This window comes from Ruegeria haliotis, assembly GCF_013377785.1.
GTDB lineage: Bacteria > Pseudomonadota > Alphaproteobacteria > Rhodobacterales > Rhodobacteraceae > Ruegeria > Ruegeria haliotis.
The window spans coordinates 174,845-190,925 of sequence record NZ_JABXWT010000002.1 but is presented as its reverse complement, the minus strand read 5'-3'; the positions used below and the strand labels follow the sequence as shown (position 1 = coordinate 190,925).

Here is a 16,081-nt window from a genome sequence, read left to right as displayed (position 1 = left end):
GGCTTCGCCGGCGTGCAAGGGAATTCAATTTTGAAACTAACGCGACTGTCACAAGGGGGTCATACTAAGGTGCGACCTCATCGGTCGGAACCCGGTACGGGATTCTCTGCAAGATTACAGCCAGATACGGAGCCTGCCATGAATGATGAGCGCACTCTTTCTTTTGATGAATTCGACGAAATCGTAAATCCGCGACCAGAAGAATGCGAGTTTGACCGCGTGGTGGACCGCGCCTTGTCGCGTCGCGGTTTCATAGGGGGTGTTCTGGCCATGGGCAGCTTTGCTGCGGTGGGTGGTTCGATTCTGCCGACCGGCGCCCGCGCTGCGGCTAACCGTTTTGCGTTCGATAGCATTCCCACCTCGACCGCTGATGACGTGATGGTGCCAGCGGGATACAAGGTCGAGGTTATGGTGCGTTGGGGCGATCCGCTCTGGTCCGATGTGCCTGAATTCGACCACACAACCCGGGGTTCTGCTGCCAGTCAGAAACGTGCATTCGGCGACAATACTGACGGGCAGGATGTGTTCTATCACGACGGGCATACGCTGTTGGTGGTCAACAACGAATACACCAATCGGGACATACTCTGGGGTAACAATCCTGACGCCAAAGCGGTGTCCGACGATGATGTCGCCAAGGGCATGATGGCACACGGTGTTTCCATCGTTGAAATCGCCAATACTGATGGCAAATGGAGAATCGTCAAAGACAGCCCGTACAATCGGCGTATCACTCCGCAGACAGACATGAGCTTGACTGGTCCTGCTGCCGGGCACGACCTGTTGAAAACCGCGGCCGATCCAACGGGTACCACGTCCAAGGGGACCTGGAATAATTGCGGCAACGGAATAACACCGTGGGGTACATATCTGGCGTGCGAAGAAAATTTCAACGGTTACTACTCGGCCGAAGATGAGAATCACGAAGTAAGCCCGGAATTGAAACGCTATGGCATTTCGGCCAGCGACTGGGGCTATGACTGGGCCCGGATCGACGAGCGTTTCGATGTTGCCAAAAACCCCAATGAGTCGAACCGGAACGGCTATGTTGTTGAGATCGACCCGACTGATCCGACCTCGACCCCGCGCAAGTTGACCGCTCTGGGGCGTTTCAAGCATGAGAATGCGGAAACCGTAGTCAACAACGATGGCCGTATCGTGGTTTACATGGGTGACGATGAGCGGGGCGAGTTCCTGTACCGCTTCGTTTCGGATGGCGTTTATGCGGCTGGCGTGGATACCAACGCCTTGCTTGAAAACGGGACTTTGTCTGTGGCCAAATTCAACGAGGATGGCACTGGCGAATGGCTGGCGCTGACGCCCGAGACCACCGGCCTGGCGTCGCAGGCCGAGATCAGCATCCACACCCGGCAGGCTGCGTCAGTTGTTGGTGCGACCACAATGGATCGTCCAGAGTGGGTGGCTGCGAACCCGAGCGCACCCGAGGTTTACTGCTGCCTGACCAACAACAAGAACCGTGGCGTCAAGCCCAATGCCGGAGGGGACGAAACCCCTGCCGCCGGTCCTAATCCGCGTCAAGCCAACAACTATGGTCAGATCGTGCGTTGGCATCCTGACGGAGGTGATCACACTGCCGCAGGCTTTGGCTGGGATCTGTATGTTCTGGCAGGTAACCCCACCGTTCATCAGGACGTCTATGCCGGATCAGAGAACGTGAATGCGGACAACATGTTCAACTCGCCTGACGGGCTGAAATTCGACAGCAATGGGTTGCTGTGGATCCAGACGGACGGCAAATACTCGAATGAGGGTGACTTTGCCGGGCAGGGCAACAACCAGATGCTGGCAGGCGATCCGGTCACCGGTGAAATCCGCCGCTTTCTGGTTGGTCCGAAGGAATGCGAAATCACTGGCCTCAGCTGGTCGCCTGATCGCCGGACCATGTTTGTCGGCATCCAACACCCGGGCGAGGATGGCAACAGTCACTGGCCCGAAGGGGGCGATGCGGTTCCGCGTTCTGCCATCATCGCGATCACACGTGAGGATGGCGGCCTGGTCGGCTAAATCCGTTCGACCCTGAAGAAAACGGCCCCGGACGGCAGATGCTGTCCGGGGCTTTCGTCGTTTATGCGCCACTTTCATAGAGACGTTGAGAATTTTGATATGCGCTTTCACTCGGGAATTGGCTAAAAGGCCCGGAATGCCGTAGCGGTCAAAAACGTCGCTGAAAAAGCGTCGGGTGTCGAAATTCGACCGACCCGAGCCCACATTGAAGTTTAGAACCAGCCCATCTGGTTAGGAGGAATCATAGCGATGCCGGACGTCACCATCGTATATTGGCGCGATATTCCCGCTCAGGTCATCGTTGGCAAAGGCCGACGCGGGGCCAAGCGGCAGTTGGAAGAACGGTTCGAGCAAGCGATCGACCGGGCAGCCATGAAGGTAAATGCCAAGGACAGTGATGCCTACCTGGCCGAATGGCGCAAGGCCGCACCTTATGCAGTCGAGGGCGACCCAGCCGAGATTGCCGAGGCTCAAGCCGTGCGTCTGGAAACGGAATACGATCAGGATCGCATCAAGACCCTGATCGCCAATGACGGTTGGGCATGAGCCCGAGACAGCTATGGGAGGCCGCAATGGCTTTGCTGAACTTCAAGAAACGTGATGCGGCTGAAAAGGCCCCGGTAAACCCGACCGTCGAAGCCTTTTTGCAGGGCTATTCGATCGAGGTGATGCCGCGTACCGCCGAAAAGGTCGAAGATTTCCGTGCGCTGCTGCCTGAAGGCACCCGCGTCTACATCGCCCATATCGAAGGCACTCCGATCGAAGAGATGGTCAAGACGGCCAAGCGTATCGCGGATGAGGGCTATCCGGTGATGCCGCATTTCCCGGCACGGATCATCAACGATGCCGCGACGCTGGAAAACTGGATTTCCATGTATCAGGGCGAAGCAGGTGTTGATCAGGCGCTGCTGTTGGCCGGTGGCGTTGCAAAACCGCATGGTGATTTCGACAGCTCGATGCAGTTGCTGGAAAGCGGTTTGTTCGACAAAGCGGGTTTCAAACGTCTGCATGTTGCGGGTCATCCCGAAGGCAACAAGGACATTGATCCCGACGGTTCCACCAAGAACGTGGCGGATGCGCTGCGCTGGAAACAGAAGTTCAACGAAACCACCGATGCCGAAATGGCACTGGCCACGCAGTTCGCATTTGATGCCAAACCGATCATCGCCTGGGCTGACAGCCTGAAGGAGGCCGGCATCGACCTGCCGATCCATATCGGCATCGCGGGTCCGGCCAAGCTGCAGACCCTGATCAAATTCGCCATCGCCTGTGGCGTTGGTCCGTCGCTGAAAGTGCTGCAAAAGCGTGCCATGGACGTCTCCAAACTGCTGTTGCCTTATGAGCCGACAGATGTTGTTACTGAACTGGCCAACCACAAGGCGGCCAACCCGGATTTCAACATCACCAACGTGCATTTCTTCCCGCTTGGCGGCATCAAGACCAACGCCAACTGGGCCATCAATAACGGCGGCGCTTCGGCACAGCCTGTAAACTCCTAAGGAACGGACATGACCCGTACAGTCGTAGAATCAAAAACAAAAACCGCCGTCCTTGGTTTTGACGAACCGTTCTGCGTGATCGGTGAGCGGATCAACCCGACCGGTCGCAAGAAACTGGCCGCCGAGCTTGAGGCCGGCGATTTCTCGACCGTTGAGAAAGATGCGTTGGCACAGGTTGCTGCAGGGGCCACCGTTCTGGATATCAACGCGGGCGTTGTCTACAACTCGAACCCGAACCCGAACGAGACCGAGCCACCACTGATGACCAAGATCGTCGAAATGGTGCAGGGGCTGGTCGACGTGCCGCTGTGCATCGACAGCTCGGTGCCCGGTGCGCTGGAGGCTGGTCTTGCGACTGCCGAAGGCCGTCCGTTGCTGAACTCGGTCACTGGTGAGGAAGATCGTCTGGAACTGGTTCTGCCACTGGTCAAGAAGTACAACGTGCCGGTTGTTGCGATCTCGAATGACGACACGGGCATTTCCGAAGATCCCAATGTGAGGTTCGAAGTCGCCAAGAAGATCGTCGAACGTGCTGCCGATTTTGGCATCCCCGCGCATGACATCGTGGTTGACCCGCTGGTGATGCCTATCGGTGCGATGGCAACAGCAGGACAGCAGGTGTTTGCTTTGGTTCGTCGTTTGCGCGAAGAGTTGGGCGTAAACACCACCTGTGGCGCCTCCAACGTGTCGTTTGGCCTGCCGAACCGCCACGGCATCAACAACGCCTTCTTGCCGATGGCAATGGGTGCTGGCATGACTTCGGCGATCATGAACCCGGTTGCGTTGCCAGTTGGTCCCAAGAAACTGGCCGAGAAAAAGGCCGAGGTTGAAGCAAAAGGGATTATCCTGCCTGCGGACATGGATGACGAAACCTTCTGCCAGCTGTTTGGTCTGGGCTCGACCCTGCCGCGCGCCGGGAAAGAGATGGAAGCCATCCGCGCCGCCAACCTGCTGACCAACAACGACCCGCATGGGGGGGCTTGGATCAAATTCAACAAAGCACCCAGCGAAGCCGGGGCAGAAGGGGCCGCGGGTGGTCGTCGCGGCGGTGGTCGCCGTCGTCGCGCCTGATCCAGAATAGATCTTGTTAGAAGGCCGGGTGTAACGCCCGGCCTTTCTCGTTTGACACTGATCAAGGCAGTTTTCTGTCAATAACGCAGGATAACCTGACCCGAGAAGCTGCGATCAGGTGCGTTCATGACCAAACATCACCCTCCGAACCTTGCGGATACAGACCTGACACAACGGTTGGCGAAACGAGAGTATTTCGACCAGCTTGCAGAGCTGCAAGCCAAACTAGCCCAAATCCAGCAGGCCTTTTTGTTTCATGAACTAAAGGGCGTGATCGTATTCGAAGGTTGGGATGCAGCGGGTAAGGGAGGCACCATCCGCCGGATCAGTCAGGCGCTGGACCCGCGCAGCTTTAAGGTTTGGCCCATCGGGGCACCCCGAAATTATTACCTCAACCGTCATTACCTGCTTCGGTTTTGGGAACGCCTGCCGCCTTCGGGGGCGATTTCGGCGTTTGATCGCAGCTGGTATGGCCGGGTTCTGGTCGAGCGGATCGAAAAGCTTACCCCCGAAAAGAGATGGCGCGCCGCCTATCAGGAAATCAATGATTTCGAGCGCATGCTGGTGGATGACGGAACGCGGATTGTTAAGCTGTTTTTCCACATCTCACCGGACGAGCAAATGCGACGGTTCACCGAGCGTCTCACAAACCCACTGAAACGTTGGAAGCTGACTTACGAGGATTTTCGTAATCGCGAGAAATGGGGCGACGCTGAAATTGCTGTGGACGAGATGCTGGCCCGAACGTCGACCAAAAAAGCGCCTTGGCATGTAATTCCGGCAAACAACAAAAAATATGCGCGTATCAAGGCGATGAGCGCCGTTGTTGATGCTCTTTCCAAGGACGTCGATCTGAATCCTCAACATCTGGATCGCCAGACATTGGATGCAGCGGACAAGGCGCTGGATGTGGATCAATCGCTGATCGATAGCCTACGCGCACGGACCGAGTGACATTTTCCAACGTCCCCTGACCAAACCCGCTTGATCCTTGCCGAATGGCGGTGCTATTCACAACAGCGCGGCGGGTATGATGTAATGGTAGCCTGTCAGCTTCCCAAGCTGAACGCGCGGGTTCGATTCCCGCTACCCGCTCCAACCTTTCCGATGCAATCGGATGCTGCCCAAGTTGGCAGAAGTTAACACTGTCACTTCGTCCATCCCTCCATAACACAGTTTCCCAGCGCAATTAGCGCAGGGAGGGTGGCTTGGTAAAATCACGCCAAGGCAACGGGCTGAATTTACCATCATTCCAGCGGACAAGTCTTTGGAGAATCTGGATCAAGTTAAAGCTGAATCCACGGAGTTTGACGGGCAACAGACCGATTTGTGTCTCTGGTAGCAGTCACGACCCGGATTGATGTTTCGGGTCGCGAGCTCGGAGTTGTTCCAGGTCTCAACCCCGGCGACGGCGACGGCGTCCAGAGCCCGCCTGAGACTCTCCGCCGGTGTTGAAGCTCGGGTTCGGCAGGGTGACAACCTGACTCAATTCGGGGAACGGATCGGTTTTGTGCGGAATCGCGTTGGCGGCGACGAAATGGTCCTGGAATTTCGGTTCGATGGCGGTTTCGACCTTGGTGATTTCACGCACCACTCGTTCGATTTCAGACCGTGCCGCAATATTGCACAAGGCAATCCGCGCACCAGTTCCGGCTGCGTTGCCCGCGCTGCTGACCTTGTCCAGCGGCGCGTCCGGGATCATGCCCAGCACCATTGCGTGCTTGGTAGAAATATGCGCCCCGAATGCTCCGGCCAGAACGATGCGATCGACCGTGTCCACCTCCATCTCGTCCATCAGCAGGCGCGCGCCCGCATACAATGCGGATTTCGCCAGTTGAATGGCGCGGATGTCGCCTTGGGTGACGGTGATGCGCGGGCCTCCCTCGGCGCTGGAGTCGTGGATCATATAGGCATGGGTGCGCCCTTCGGGCACGCAGCGGATTGTTCCGGTTTGCTCGGCCGACCCGATCAGGCCGCTTTCATCCAGCAGACCCGCGATGCGCATTTCAGCCACCGCTTCGATAATGCCCGAGCCACAAATTCCGGTGATACCAGTGGTGGCGATATCCTTGTCGAACCCGTCTTCGTCCGACCAATGGTCAGATCCGATGATGCGGAAACGGGGTTCCTTGGTGACGGGATCGATCTCGATCCGTTCGATCGCGCCGGGGGCGGCGCGTTGGCCCGAGCTGATCTGGGCCCCTTCAAACGCGGGACCGGTGGGTGAGGAACACGCCAACACGCGGGTAGTGTTGCCCAGAAGGATTTCAGCATTGGTGCCGACATCAACGATGAGAACCAGATCCTCGGATTTTCCGGGCTCTTCAGACAGGGCTACGGCTGCGCAATCCGCTCCGACGTGACCGGCAATACAGGGCAGGATATAAACTTGGGCGCGTGGATTCATATTGGTCAAATCCAGCTCACGCGCGGGCAGGGACATGCTTTCGGATGTGGCCAGCGCAAACGGTGCCTGACCCAGTTCCACCGGGTCGAGACCCAGCAAAAGGTGGTGCATAACCGGATTGCACACGAACACCGTTTCGACGATCAGCGCTGCGTCAATCCCGGCCTCGTCCGAGATTGTGGTGATCAGGTCATTGATCGCTTCGCGCACCGCTCTGGTCATTTCCTTATCGCCACCGGGGTTCATCATCGAGTATGAAACCCGGCTCATGAGGTCTTCGCCAAAGCGGATTTGTGGGTTCATGAGGCCCGAGGACGCCTTGACTTCGCCAGTTTCCAAATCGGTCAGGTGTGCCGCAATTGTGGTTGAACCAAGGTCGATTGCCAGCCCATACAACCCGCTTTCATGCAGTCCTGGCCAGATCTCTACAACTCGGGCTACGGTATCTTTGTGACCCTTGTGTACGGCGACCGTAACTTCCCATTTTCCCTTGCGCAGCGCAGGTTGCAGCTTGGACATCAGGGACAGATCGGCTGTGACAGCGTCGATGTTCCACTGTTCGCGCAGAGCGCGCTCCAACCGCTCCAGATCGCCGGTGGGCGAATGCATGTCGGGCTCCTCGACGACGACAAAGAAAAGGCGGGTCGCCGGATCCATCGTGATTGCGCGCGCGGCTGCGGCCTTGCGCACGACCTGACGGTGAACCTGACTTTCAGGTGGCACGTCAATGACGACATCACCTTGCACCGTGGCCTGACAACCCAGCCTGCGGCCCGGCTTCAATCCGCGTTTGTCGTCATAGCGTTGTTCGACCGCGTTCCATTCACTCAGGGCACCTTCGGCAACCGTCACGCCGTGCTTTGGGAATTCGCCGTAGCTGGGTGTGATCTGACATTTGGAACAAATCCCACGCCCGCCGCAGACCGAATCCAGATCGACGCCCAATTGTCGGGCTGCGGTCAGAATCGGTGTACCAGCGGGAAAATGCCCACGTTTGCCCGAAGGAGTGAAGACGACAAGGGGGTCGGTGGTCATGAACGGCCTGCCTTTTGTGTTCGCGCGTATGCCGGGCAACATATGGGTTTGCGGGCAAAGGGAAAGGGCATTCAGCGGCACGTTTTGGACAGGTTGCGTCGTTTTGGGGCGCGCCATTGTCCCACATGGATCAACAACTTGGGTTCTGGGGCTTTTACTTAGGGGCAATCCATGCAATAGGGTCACCGCCAAACGGGCTTTTGCATGGGGTTGAATGATGCAGATTCGTGAGGCACTTACCTTTGACGACGTTCTTCTGGTTCCGGGGGCATCATCTGTGCTGCCTGCAACGGCAGACACAACCACGCGTGTGACGCGTGAAATCACCATGAACATCCCGCTTCTCAGTTCGGCCATGGATACCGTGACCGAGGCGCGCATGGCCATTGCAATGGCGCAGGCAGGCGGGATCGGTGTGGTTCACAAAAACCTGTCGATTGACGAGCAGGCCCGCGAGGTTCGGCGGGTCAAGCGGTTTGAATCGGGGATTGTCTATAACCCGGTCACACTGCGCGCAGATCAAACGCTGGCGGATGCCAAGGCATTGGTCCAGCGGTACAACTTTACCGGTTTCCCTGTCGTGGATGACAGCGGTCGTGTTGTGGGCATTGTTACTAACCGCGACATGCGGTTTGCGACGTCGGACGATACGCCGATCCATTTGATGATGACCTCGGAAAACCTGGCGATATTGCGGGAACCAGCAGATCGGGACGAGGCGATAAGCCTGATGAAAGCCCGTCGGATAGAAAAGCTGGTGGTGGTGGATGCAGACCGCAAGCTGACGGGTTTGTTGACCTTGAAGGATACCGAACAGGCCGTCTTGAACCCAACGGCTTGTAAGGACCGGCTAGGCCGTCTGCGGGTGGCTGCGGCGACCTCGGTCGGTGATGCCGGGTTTGAACGGTCCGAGCAGCTGGTGGATTCGGGCGTCGACATTATCGTTATCGACACCGCTCATGGTCATTCGCAAGGTGTGCTGGAGGCGGTGACTCGGGCAAGGGCCCTGTCCAACGAGGTGCAGATCATCGCAGGCAACGTGGCCACCGGCGAAGCGACGCGCGCACTGATCGACGCGGGCGCGGACGCGATCAAGGTTGGGATCGGGCCGGGCTCGATCTGTACCACGCGTATGGTTGCGGGTGTTGGTGTGCCCCAGCTGACGGCGATCATGGATTGTGCCGCAGCAGCACAGGATGTCCCGGTTATTGCAGATGGTGGCATCAAGTATTCCGGCGATTTCGCCAAGGCGATCGCAGCGGGCGCCTCGTGCGCCATGGTCGGATCGATGATCGCGGGAACGGATGAAAGCCCGGGTGAAGTCATTCTGTATCAGGGTCGATCGTTCAAATCCTATCGCGGCATGGGAAGCCTGGGTGCGATGGCGCGAGGTTCGGCGGATCGCTACTTCCAGAAGGATGCGGCAAACGACAAGCTGGTTCCGGAAGGTATCGAAGGGCAGGTCCCCTACAAAGGATCGGCCAGCGCGGTTGTACATCAGTTGGTTGGCGGTTTACGTGCAGCCATGGGCTACACCGGCTGTGCAACGGTCGAGGACATGCGCAAGAACTGCAACTTTGTCAAAATCACCGGTGCGGGTCTGAAAGAAAGCCACGTGCATGACGTTCAGATTACGCGGGAAAGCCCGAATTACAGGCTGTCCTGATTGATAAAAAAATGGCTGATGCACTATCGAAGTTGCCTCAGCCATCGCATCCGTAGTGCTGATAAAAGGGTGGGGCAATCAGCCCCACCCTTCATTTTATGCTCCGATGATGTTGTGGCCCGGTCCATAGGGAAAACCAGTGATGTTTTCCGCCGAGTCTTCGCCAACAACCAGAATGTCATGCTCGCGATAGCCACCAGCACCTGGTTGACCTTCTGGGATCCACAGCATTGGCTCGATGGAAACAACCATGCCCGGCTCGAGAACCGTGTCGATATCTTCGCGCAGTTCCAGACCTGATTCGCGCCCGTAGTAGTGGCTTAGAACACCAAACGAGTGACCGTAGCCGAACGAGCGGTATTGCAGCAGGTCTTCGTCCGCAAAAAAGCGATTGATCTCGGCTGTGATGCCGGAACAGGTTGCACCGGGTTTGATCAGGCTCAGGCCCAATTCGTGCGCAGCCACGTTAGCCTTCCAGATGCGCAGGCTGTCTGCATCCGGTTCACCCAGAAACAAGGTCCGCTCAAGCGCCGTGTAGTAGCCTGAGATCATCGGGAACGTGTTGAGTGACAGGATATCGCCCTTTTGCAGCGCACGTTTTGTCACCGGGTTGTGTGCGCCATCGGTGTTCAGTCCCGACTGAAACCAGACCCATGTATCGCGGTATTCGGCGTCGGGGTAGGCGCGGGCAATTTCAGCTTCCATTGCGTCGCGGCCGGCCATGGCGATGTCGATTTCTGTTGCACCTTCGCGGATCGCTGCATGGATGGCCGCGCCACCGACGTCTGCCGTACGTGCGCCACCTTTGATCAATTCGATCTCTTCCGCCGATTTAACCATCCGCGCCGCCATCGTGTCAGGAGCGATATCAACAAGTTCGGGCGCGCCCAGCATGTTCAGCGCGGTGTCTCGAGCCGCCATTGTCATGTGGTCGCTCTCGATACCAACTCGTTTGGCATTACCGATCAGGTTGGCAACAGCGCGCCAGTAATTGTCACGTTTCCAGTCGGTGTAGATAACGTTTTCTTCTGCGGACCGGCGCCACGGTTGTCCGGCATCGATATTAGCGGAAACCGTGGTGCATTTATCTTGCGTGACCACGCAGCCATATGGACGGCCAAAGGCGCAGTACAGGAAGCCCGAATAATAGGCGATGTTGTGCATCGAGGTCAGCAGGACTGCCGGAATATCACGTGCGGCCATGATCGCGCGCAACCCGGCAAGACGGCGGTCATATTCACTCTTGCTGAACGGCAGCGCGGCTTTCTCGCCGTTGTGACAGGTGAAGAACTCAGGGCGATTTGATGTGTCAGTCATTTTCAGGTCTCTCATCTTTGCCGGGCGTGCAAAACCCGGCCACATGTCCCGGCGTTCAGGACAGGCGGTCTCGGGGTCCGAGAGCCGATCAACCCCCAAGGTGTCGCGACGCCATCGCGACGGGGGTTGAACGGGTGAATCGTTAAATGACTTGTAATTTTACGTCAAGCCGGAGAAAGCCCACGCAAACGTTCCGAACGCCGCCGCAACAACTCGACCGTTGTCAGCAGGGCGATCGAGAGAACCACAAGGATCGTGGCAACCGCCAGAATGGTCGGGCTGATCTGCTCGCGCAGGCCTGTGAACATCTGCCAGGGCAGGGTTTTTTGGCTTGCTGATCCCACGAACAGCACAACAACGACTTCGTCGAATGATGTGATGAAAGCGAACAAACCACCAGAAATCACGCCTGGTAGAATTAGCGGCATCTGGATGGAAAAGAAGGTGCGTACTGGGCCAGCGCCCATGTTCGCAGCTGCACGTGTTAGGGAGCGGTCAAAACCAACCAGTGTGGCCGTTACCGTGATGATGACGAAAGGAATACCCAGAACAGCGTGTGCCAGAACCACTTTCACATAGCCCACGAAGTTCTTGTTCAGCCCCAGCGTACCTTCAAGAAAGCGCCCAATGTCGCTGTAGAAGAAGAACATACCGGTGGCCGAGATGATCAGCGGAACGATCATTGGCGAGATCAGAATACCCATGATCGCGCGTCGTCCCGGCACATGGGACTGGCTGAGGCCGATGGCTGCCAATGTACCAAGCGAGACTGAAATGACTGTCGCGATGGGGGCAATGATCAGCGAGTTCTTGAAGCTGCGTTGCCATTCGTTGTTTGTGAAGAAGTCGCGGTAATGCTTGAGCGAGTATCCCTCGGGGTCCAGCCGCAGCATCTCGGGCGTGAAGGTAAAGAAATCCTGCGCGTTGAACGACAACGGCAGAACCACAAGGATCGGAGTGATCAGAAAGACAAAGATCGCGCCGCAAATTACCCGGAACAGGAAGTGGTAGAAGACTTGCTGAGCGGTCATATACGGCAGCAATTTGCGACGATATCGACCTTCATACAGCCAGTAGATGAAGAAGATGAAGAACCACCCGCCCAGAAGGCCCAGAATACACCCCATCAGACCAGAGGTCAGGAAGCCTACGATGCCGAACCCAAGGATATTGATCCAGCGGGCCAGCTTCTCGTTCTTCAGCTGCGTGATGTAAACCCAGGCCAATCCTGCGATCAGAACGGCTCCGCCCAGCAGGCCCAGAAGGACCGAGCCATTGCCCGCGCCGACAAAGACGCCGGCGAAGGCCCCCGCCAGCGCGACGCTGGGCAGAACCATGGACAAAGGTTTGCGGGATATCGGTGTCAGTGCGGCCATTATTCTTATCCCAACTTCACGTTATCGATGCCCACGATCTTGTCGTAGACCCAGTAGAGCAGCAGCACGACCCCCAGAAGGATTGTGCCCAAGGCGGCTGCCAGTCCCCAGTTTAGCGAGGATGAGATGTGGTAAGCGATCCGGTTCGAGATAAAGACACCTTTGGTGCCACCTACGATTTCGGGCGTAATATAGTACCCGATGGACAGGATGAAGACGAGGATCGACCCCGCGCCGATGCCCGGGATGGATTGCGGGAAATAGATGCGCCAGAAGGTCGTCCAGTTCGTCGCCCCCATGGACTTTGCTGCACGGGTGTACGTGATCGGAATGGTCTGCATCACCGAATACATCGGCAGGATCATGAACGGCAGCAGGATATGCGTCATGGCCGTGATCGTGCCGATCTGGTTGTTGATGATGACCAATCGTGCGTCGTCGGCGACAAGCCCAAGCCAGACCAGTGTTTCATTGATTACGCCCTGTTGCTGCAACATGACCTTCCAGGCCGAGGTGCGCACCAGCAATGATGTCCAGAAGGGCAGGAGGACAAAGATCATCAACATGTTGGACACGCGCATGGGCAACGTCGCCAACAAATAGCTGACCGGATAGGCCAGCAATATGCACGAGCCGGTGATCACCAGCGACATGAACAACGTGCGGCCAAAAAGCTTGATGAGAATCTGTTTGTCTTCGGGTTGTGCCTGCGCCCCGTCGGGGGTGCGCTGCATATCGACGGCATTCAGGAAATAGCCGTTGGTGATCGGCGCTGAATGGGTCTTGATGACTTGCCACGTCTTTACATCGCCCCAGCCGTCATGAATCTCGATCAGTTGATCCTTGAACGGGCCGTCGGTCTCCGGGTCCAGCTTTTTCAGACTGCGGCCAGATCTGCGGAACATCGAAGACATACCAGTTTCTTCGTAGTTCAGACGCGATCCCAGTCGGGTGTGTTTCTTGTCGTCGATGGCGATGACCATGTCGCGAACAAACGCGTCGTAAACATCTTCGCCCGGTAGTTCGCCGCTTTTCTCGTCCCAGTTGCCCAGCGCCTCGACCGTCAGGGGAAGCGTTTCGGACACGATGCTGTTTTCGACAGAACGAAACAGCATCGAGGCAATTGGCACAATAAACGAGAACATGACAAACAACAGAAGAGGCGAGATCAACAAAAGGGCCCGCAGCTTCTGACGTCGCAATGAGCGCGCCAATGATTGCTTCAGCGGTGTCCCATCTGCTGCCAGCATGGGTCCTCCGGTTTGGCTTGCGTCAGTCATTGGCGTCCCTTGGATTTGCTTGGGTCAGGGGCAGCGCACTGCCCCCGACATGTTTTCAAAAGCAACTTGCGCTTATTGCGCCAGCCACGCCTGGAATTTGGCGTCGATGTCGTCGCGGTAATCTGCCCAGAACTCGTAGTTGTAGAGGAACGTGTTCTTGGCGTTTTCCGGATCGGTCGGCATGTGCGGCGCCATGTCGATACCCAGTTCGGCGTGCTGACCAACCAATGGTGCGGACGACGCGCGGGCCGGGCCGTACGAGATGTACTTGGCCTGATCTGCCAGACGCTGGGTGTCGGTCGCGAACATGATGTAATCCAGCGCGCGCTGCTTGCGCTCATCGCTCAGACCGGCTGGAATGATCCAACCATCAAGGTCAAACACCTGCGCGTCCCAGAGCATTGCCACCGGCTGTTTCTGCTCTTCGATCACGCTGAACAGACGACCATTGTAGGTCGAGCCCATGATAACTTCACCATCTGCCAGCAACTGTGGAGTGTCAGCACCAGCCGACCACCAGACAACGCTGTCCTTGATGGTATCCAGCTTCTTAAGCGCCTGTTCCTGACCTTCAGGGGTGGCCAGAACATCATAAACGTCGTCCTTGGCTACGCCGTCACAAAGCAGAGCCCATTCCATGTTGTTGATCGGACGTTTCTCCAGCGAACGTTTGCCGGGATAGGCTTCCAGATCAAATACAGCACAGATATCGGTTGGCGGGGTATCACCTACCAGATCGGTGCGATAGCCGAACGCGGTCGAATACACGATTTGCGGGATAAAGCAGTCGCTGACCAGCAGCTCACCAAAGTCATCCGCGGCCGAGGTGCCGTCAGGCGCTGGGGCCAGCATGGTGTCGGGATCAATTTCCATCGCCAGACCTTCGTCGCACAGACGAATTGCATCCGCAGCCACAACATCAACCACATCCCATGTGATGTTGCCTGCCTCATTCATGGCGCGCAGCTTGGCAACAGCCTCGTTCGAGCTGTCGTCGTTCAGGATGGTGACGCCTGATTTTTCCGAATAGGGCTCGTGATAGGCTTTTAGCTGCGATTTGGAATAGGCGCCGCCCCACGAGACGATTGTCATCTCTTCTGCGGAAACGCCACCGGCTGCGGTCGCAATCGCAGCTGCAGTGAGCAAGATCTTTGTTGGTTTCATAAGTAACTCCCAATTATTCCCGTTGTTGTTGTTGTAGGCTGACGCACGGGTTTTCGTCAGCCTGTCCCTCTGCCGCGCTCGGTCTTTGTCTAGGCGTCCAGCGCCCGACAATCCTGAGGCAGCCACCCGATCTCGATTTCTTCGCCGGGGTTAAGCCTTACTGCATCCGGGGCATTTCGTGTCTTGACGATAAATTCGTCATTACCGGCCACCGACATGCGAAAGCGGAAGACATCGCCCATATAGATGAATTCCTTCACCGTCGCCTTCAACGTATGTGCATCGGCGTGCAGACGGTCCTTGTTGAATTCCACGCGTTCGGGCCGGATTGAAACCGTGGTCCGTTCGCCAGGCTGGCTGACATTGATCGGTACCGCGTCAATCTCGGATCCGTCGTCCAGTGTGATCAGGCAGGTGTTGCCATCAATTGATTTAACTGTGCCTTCCAGGGTGTTGTTTTCACCGATGAATTGCGCGACAAAGCTGTTCTCAGGCTCTTCGTACAGCTGATCCGGTGGGGCCAGTTGCTGAATCCGCCCGTCATCAAACACGGCGACGCGGTCCGACATCGTCAGCGCTTCGGTCTGGTCGTGGGTCACGTAAACGGTGGTAATTCCAAGTTCGTGCGCAAGGCGGGTGATCTCGAACTGCATGTGTTCACGCAGCTGCTTGTCCAGCGCACCCAGCGGTTCGTCCATCAAAACCAGCTCAGGTTCAAAAACCAAGGCGCGTGCAAGCGCGATCCGCTGTTGCTGACCGCCCGACAACTGGGCTGGACGACGGCTGCCGAAGGCGCCCATCTGCACCATGTCCAGCGCACGTTTCACTTTGGCTTCGCGATCGGATTTACCCATTTTGCGAACCTCAAGCGGGAACGCCAGATTCTCGGCCACAGTCATGTGTGGGAAAAGCGCATAGTTTTGAAAAACCATGCCAATTCCACGTTTATGCGGTGGGATATTGTTGATGGGCCGGCCGTCCAGCAGGATTTCGCCATGGGTGGCAGTTTCAAATCCGGCCAGCATCATCAGGCAGGTGGTCTTGCCGGAGCCTGACGGCCCAAGCATTGTCAGAAACTCACCCTTTGGCAGTGCCAAGTTTAAGTCTTTTACGACGAGAATTTCGCCATCGTAAGACTTCTGAACGCGTTGAAATTCGACAAACGCGGCGTCGCTAGTTGCTTCGGTCACAAGACCCCCTGTCTCGTCAAATGATTATCCGGCAGTGTCGGATTTCACTGA

12 protein-coding genes and 1 tRNA gene are annotated in these 16,081 nt (G+C 56.9%); 7 read left to right on the top strand and 6 right to left on the bottom strand.

The genetic code is table 11. The features are described from left to right. Window positions 1-138 precede the first annotated feature (138 nt). The 6 genes from HW561_RS05920 (at window position 139) to HW561_RS05895 (ending at window position 5,693) form a co-directional block, all read left to right on the top strand. Window positions 139-2,025, top strand: coding sequence for a PhoX family protein (locus HW561_RS05920; protein ID WP_176862675.1), 1,887 nt, complete (start codon window positions 139-141; stop codon window positions 2,023-2,025). A 249-nt stretch (window positions 2,026-2,274) separates the two neighbouring features. Beyond that, window positions 2,275-2,571, top strand: coding sequence for a virulence factor (locus tag HW561_RS05915; protein ID WP_176862673.1), 297 nt, complete (start codon window positions 2,275-2,277; stop codon window positions 2,569-2,571). Window positions 2,572-2,597: 26 nt separating this feature from the next. Continuing rightward, a complete protein-coding gene (locus HW561_RS05910) occupies window positions 2,598-3,524 on the top strand; it encodes a methylenetetrahydrofolate reductase (RefSeq protein WP_176862671.1) in 927 nt (308 codons plus the stop codon). 9 nt (window positions 3,525-3,533) lie between these two features. Continuing rightward, complete coding sequence (locus HW561_RS05905; RefSeq protein ID WP_176862669.1) at window positions 3,534-4,595, top strand: methyltetrahydrofolate cobalamin methyltransferase; 1,062 nt, start codon at window positions 3,534-3,536, stop codon at window positions 4,593-4,595. Between the two features lie 126 nt (window positions 4,596-4,721). Beyond that, window positions 4,722-5,549: a polyphosphate kinase 2 family protein gene (locus HW561_RS05900; RefSeq protein WP_211198537.1), complete on the top strand. Its 828-nt coding sequence runs from the start codon at window positions 4,722-4,724 to the stop codon at window positions 5,547-5,549. 70 nt (window positions 5,550-5,619) lie between these two features. After that, a tRNA-Gly gene (locus HW561_RS05895) sits at window positions 5,620-5,693 on the top strand. Window positions 5,694-5,991: 298 nt separating this feature from the next. Here the strand turns inward: HW561_RS05895 and HW561_RS05890 are convergent. Then, window positions 5,992-8,037, bottom strand: coding sequence for an ASKHA domain-containing protein (locus HW561_RS05890; RefSeq protein ID WP_176862667.1), 2,046 nt, complete (start codon window positions 8,035-8,037; stop codon window positions 5,992-5,994). A gap of 217 nt (window positions 8,038-8,254) precedes the next feature. Here HW561_RS05890 and guaB point away from each other — a divergent pair, with 217 nt between their 5' ends. After that, a complete protein-coding gene (gene guaB / locus HW561_RS05885) occupies window positions 8,255-9,703 on the top strand; it encodes an IMP dehydrogenase (RefSeq protein WP_176863640.1) in 1,449 nt (482 codons plus the stop codon). Window positions 9,704-9,799: 96 nt separating this feature from the next. On the opposite strand, the gene HW561_RS05880 is transcribed toward guaB, so the two are convergent. The 5 genes from HW561_RS05880 to HW561_RS05860 all read right to left on the bottom strand — a co-directional run bounded on the left by HW561_RS05880 (window position 9,800) and on the right by HW561_RS05860 (window position 16,030). Next, entirely contained in the window at window positions 9,800-11,020 is a 1,221-nt protein-coding gene (locus HW561_RS05880; RefSeq protein ID WP_176862665.1) for an aminopeptidase P family protein, read from the bottom strand. A gap of 164 nt (window positions 11,021-11,184) precedes the next feature. Continuing rightward, on the bottom strand, window positions 11,185-12,396 hold the full coding sequence (locus HW561_RS05875; RefSeq protein WP_176862663.1) for an ABC transporter permease: 1,212 nt from the start codon (window positions 12,394-12,396) through the stop codon (window positions 11,185-11,187). A gap of 5 nt (window positions 12,397-12,401) precedes the next feature. Further along, on the bottom strand, window positions 12,402-13,676 hold the full coding sequence (locus HW561_RS05870; protein WP_176862661.1) for an ABC transporter permease: 1,275 nt from the start codon (window positions 13,674-13,676) through the stop codon (window positions 12,402-12,404). A 72-nt stretch (window positions 13,677-13,748) separates the two neighbouring features. After that, window positions 13,749-14,840 carry an extracellular solute-binding protein gene (locus HW561_RS05865; protein ID WP_176862659.1) on the bottom strand — a complete coding sequence of 364 codons (1,092 nt, stop codon included), beginning with the start codon at window positions 14,838-14,840 and terminating at the stop codon, window positions 13,749-13,751. Window positions 14,841-14,929: 89 nt separating this feature from the next. Continuing rightward, the gene (locus HW561_RS05860) at window positions 14,930-16,030 is read right to left on the bottom strand and encodes an ABC transporter ATP-binding protein (RefSeq protein WP_176862657.1); all 1,101 of its coding nucleotides are present in this window, start codon (window positions 16,028-16,030) and stop codon (window positions 14,930-14,932) included. Window positions 16,031-16,081 lie beyond the last annotated feature (51 nt).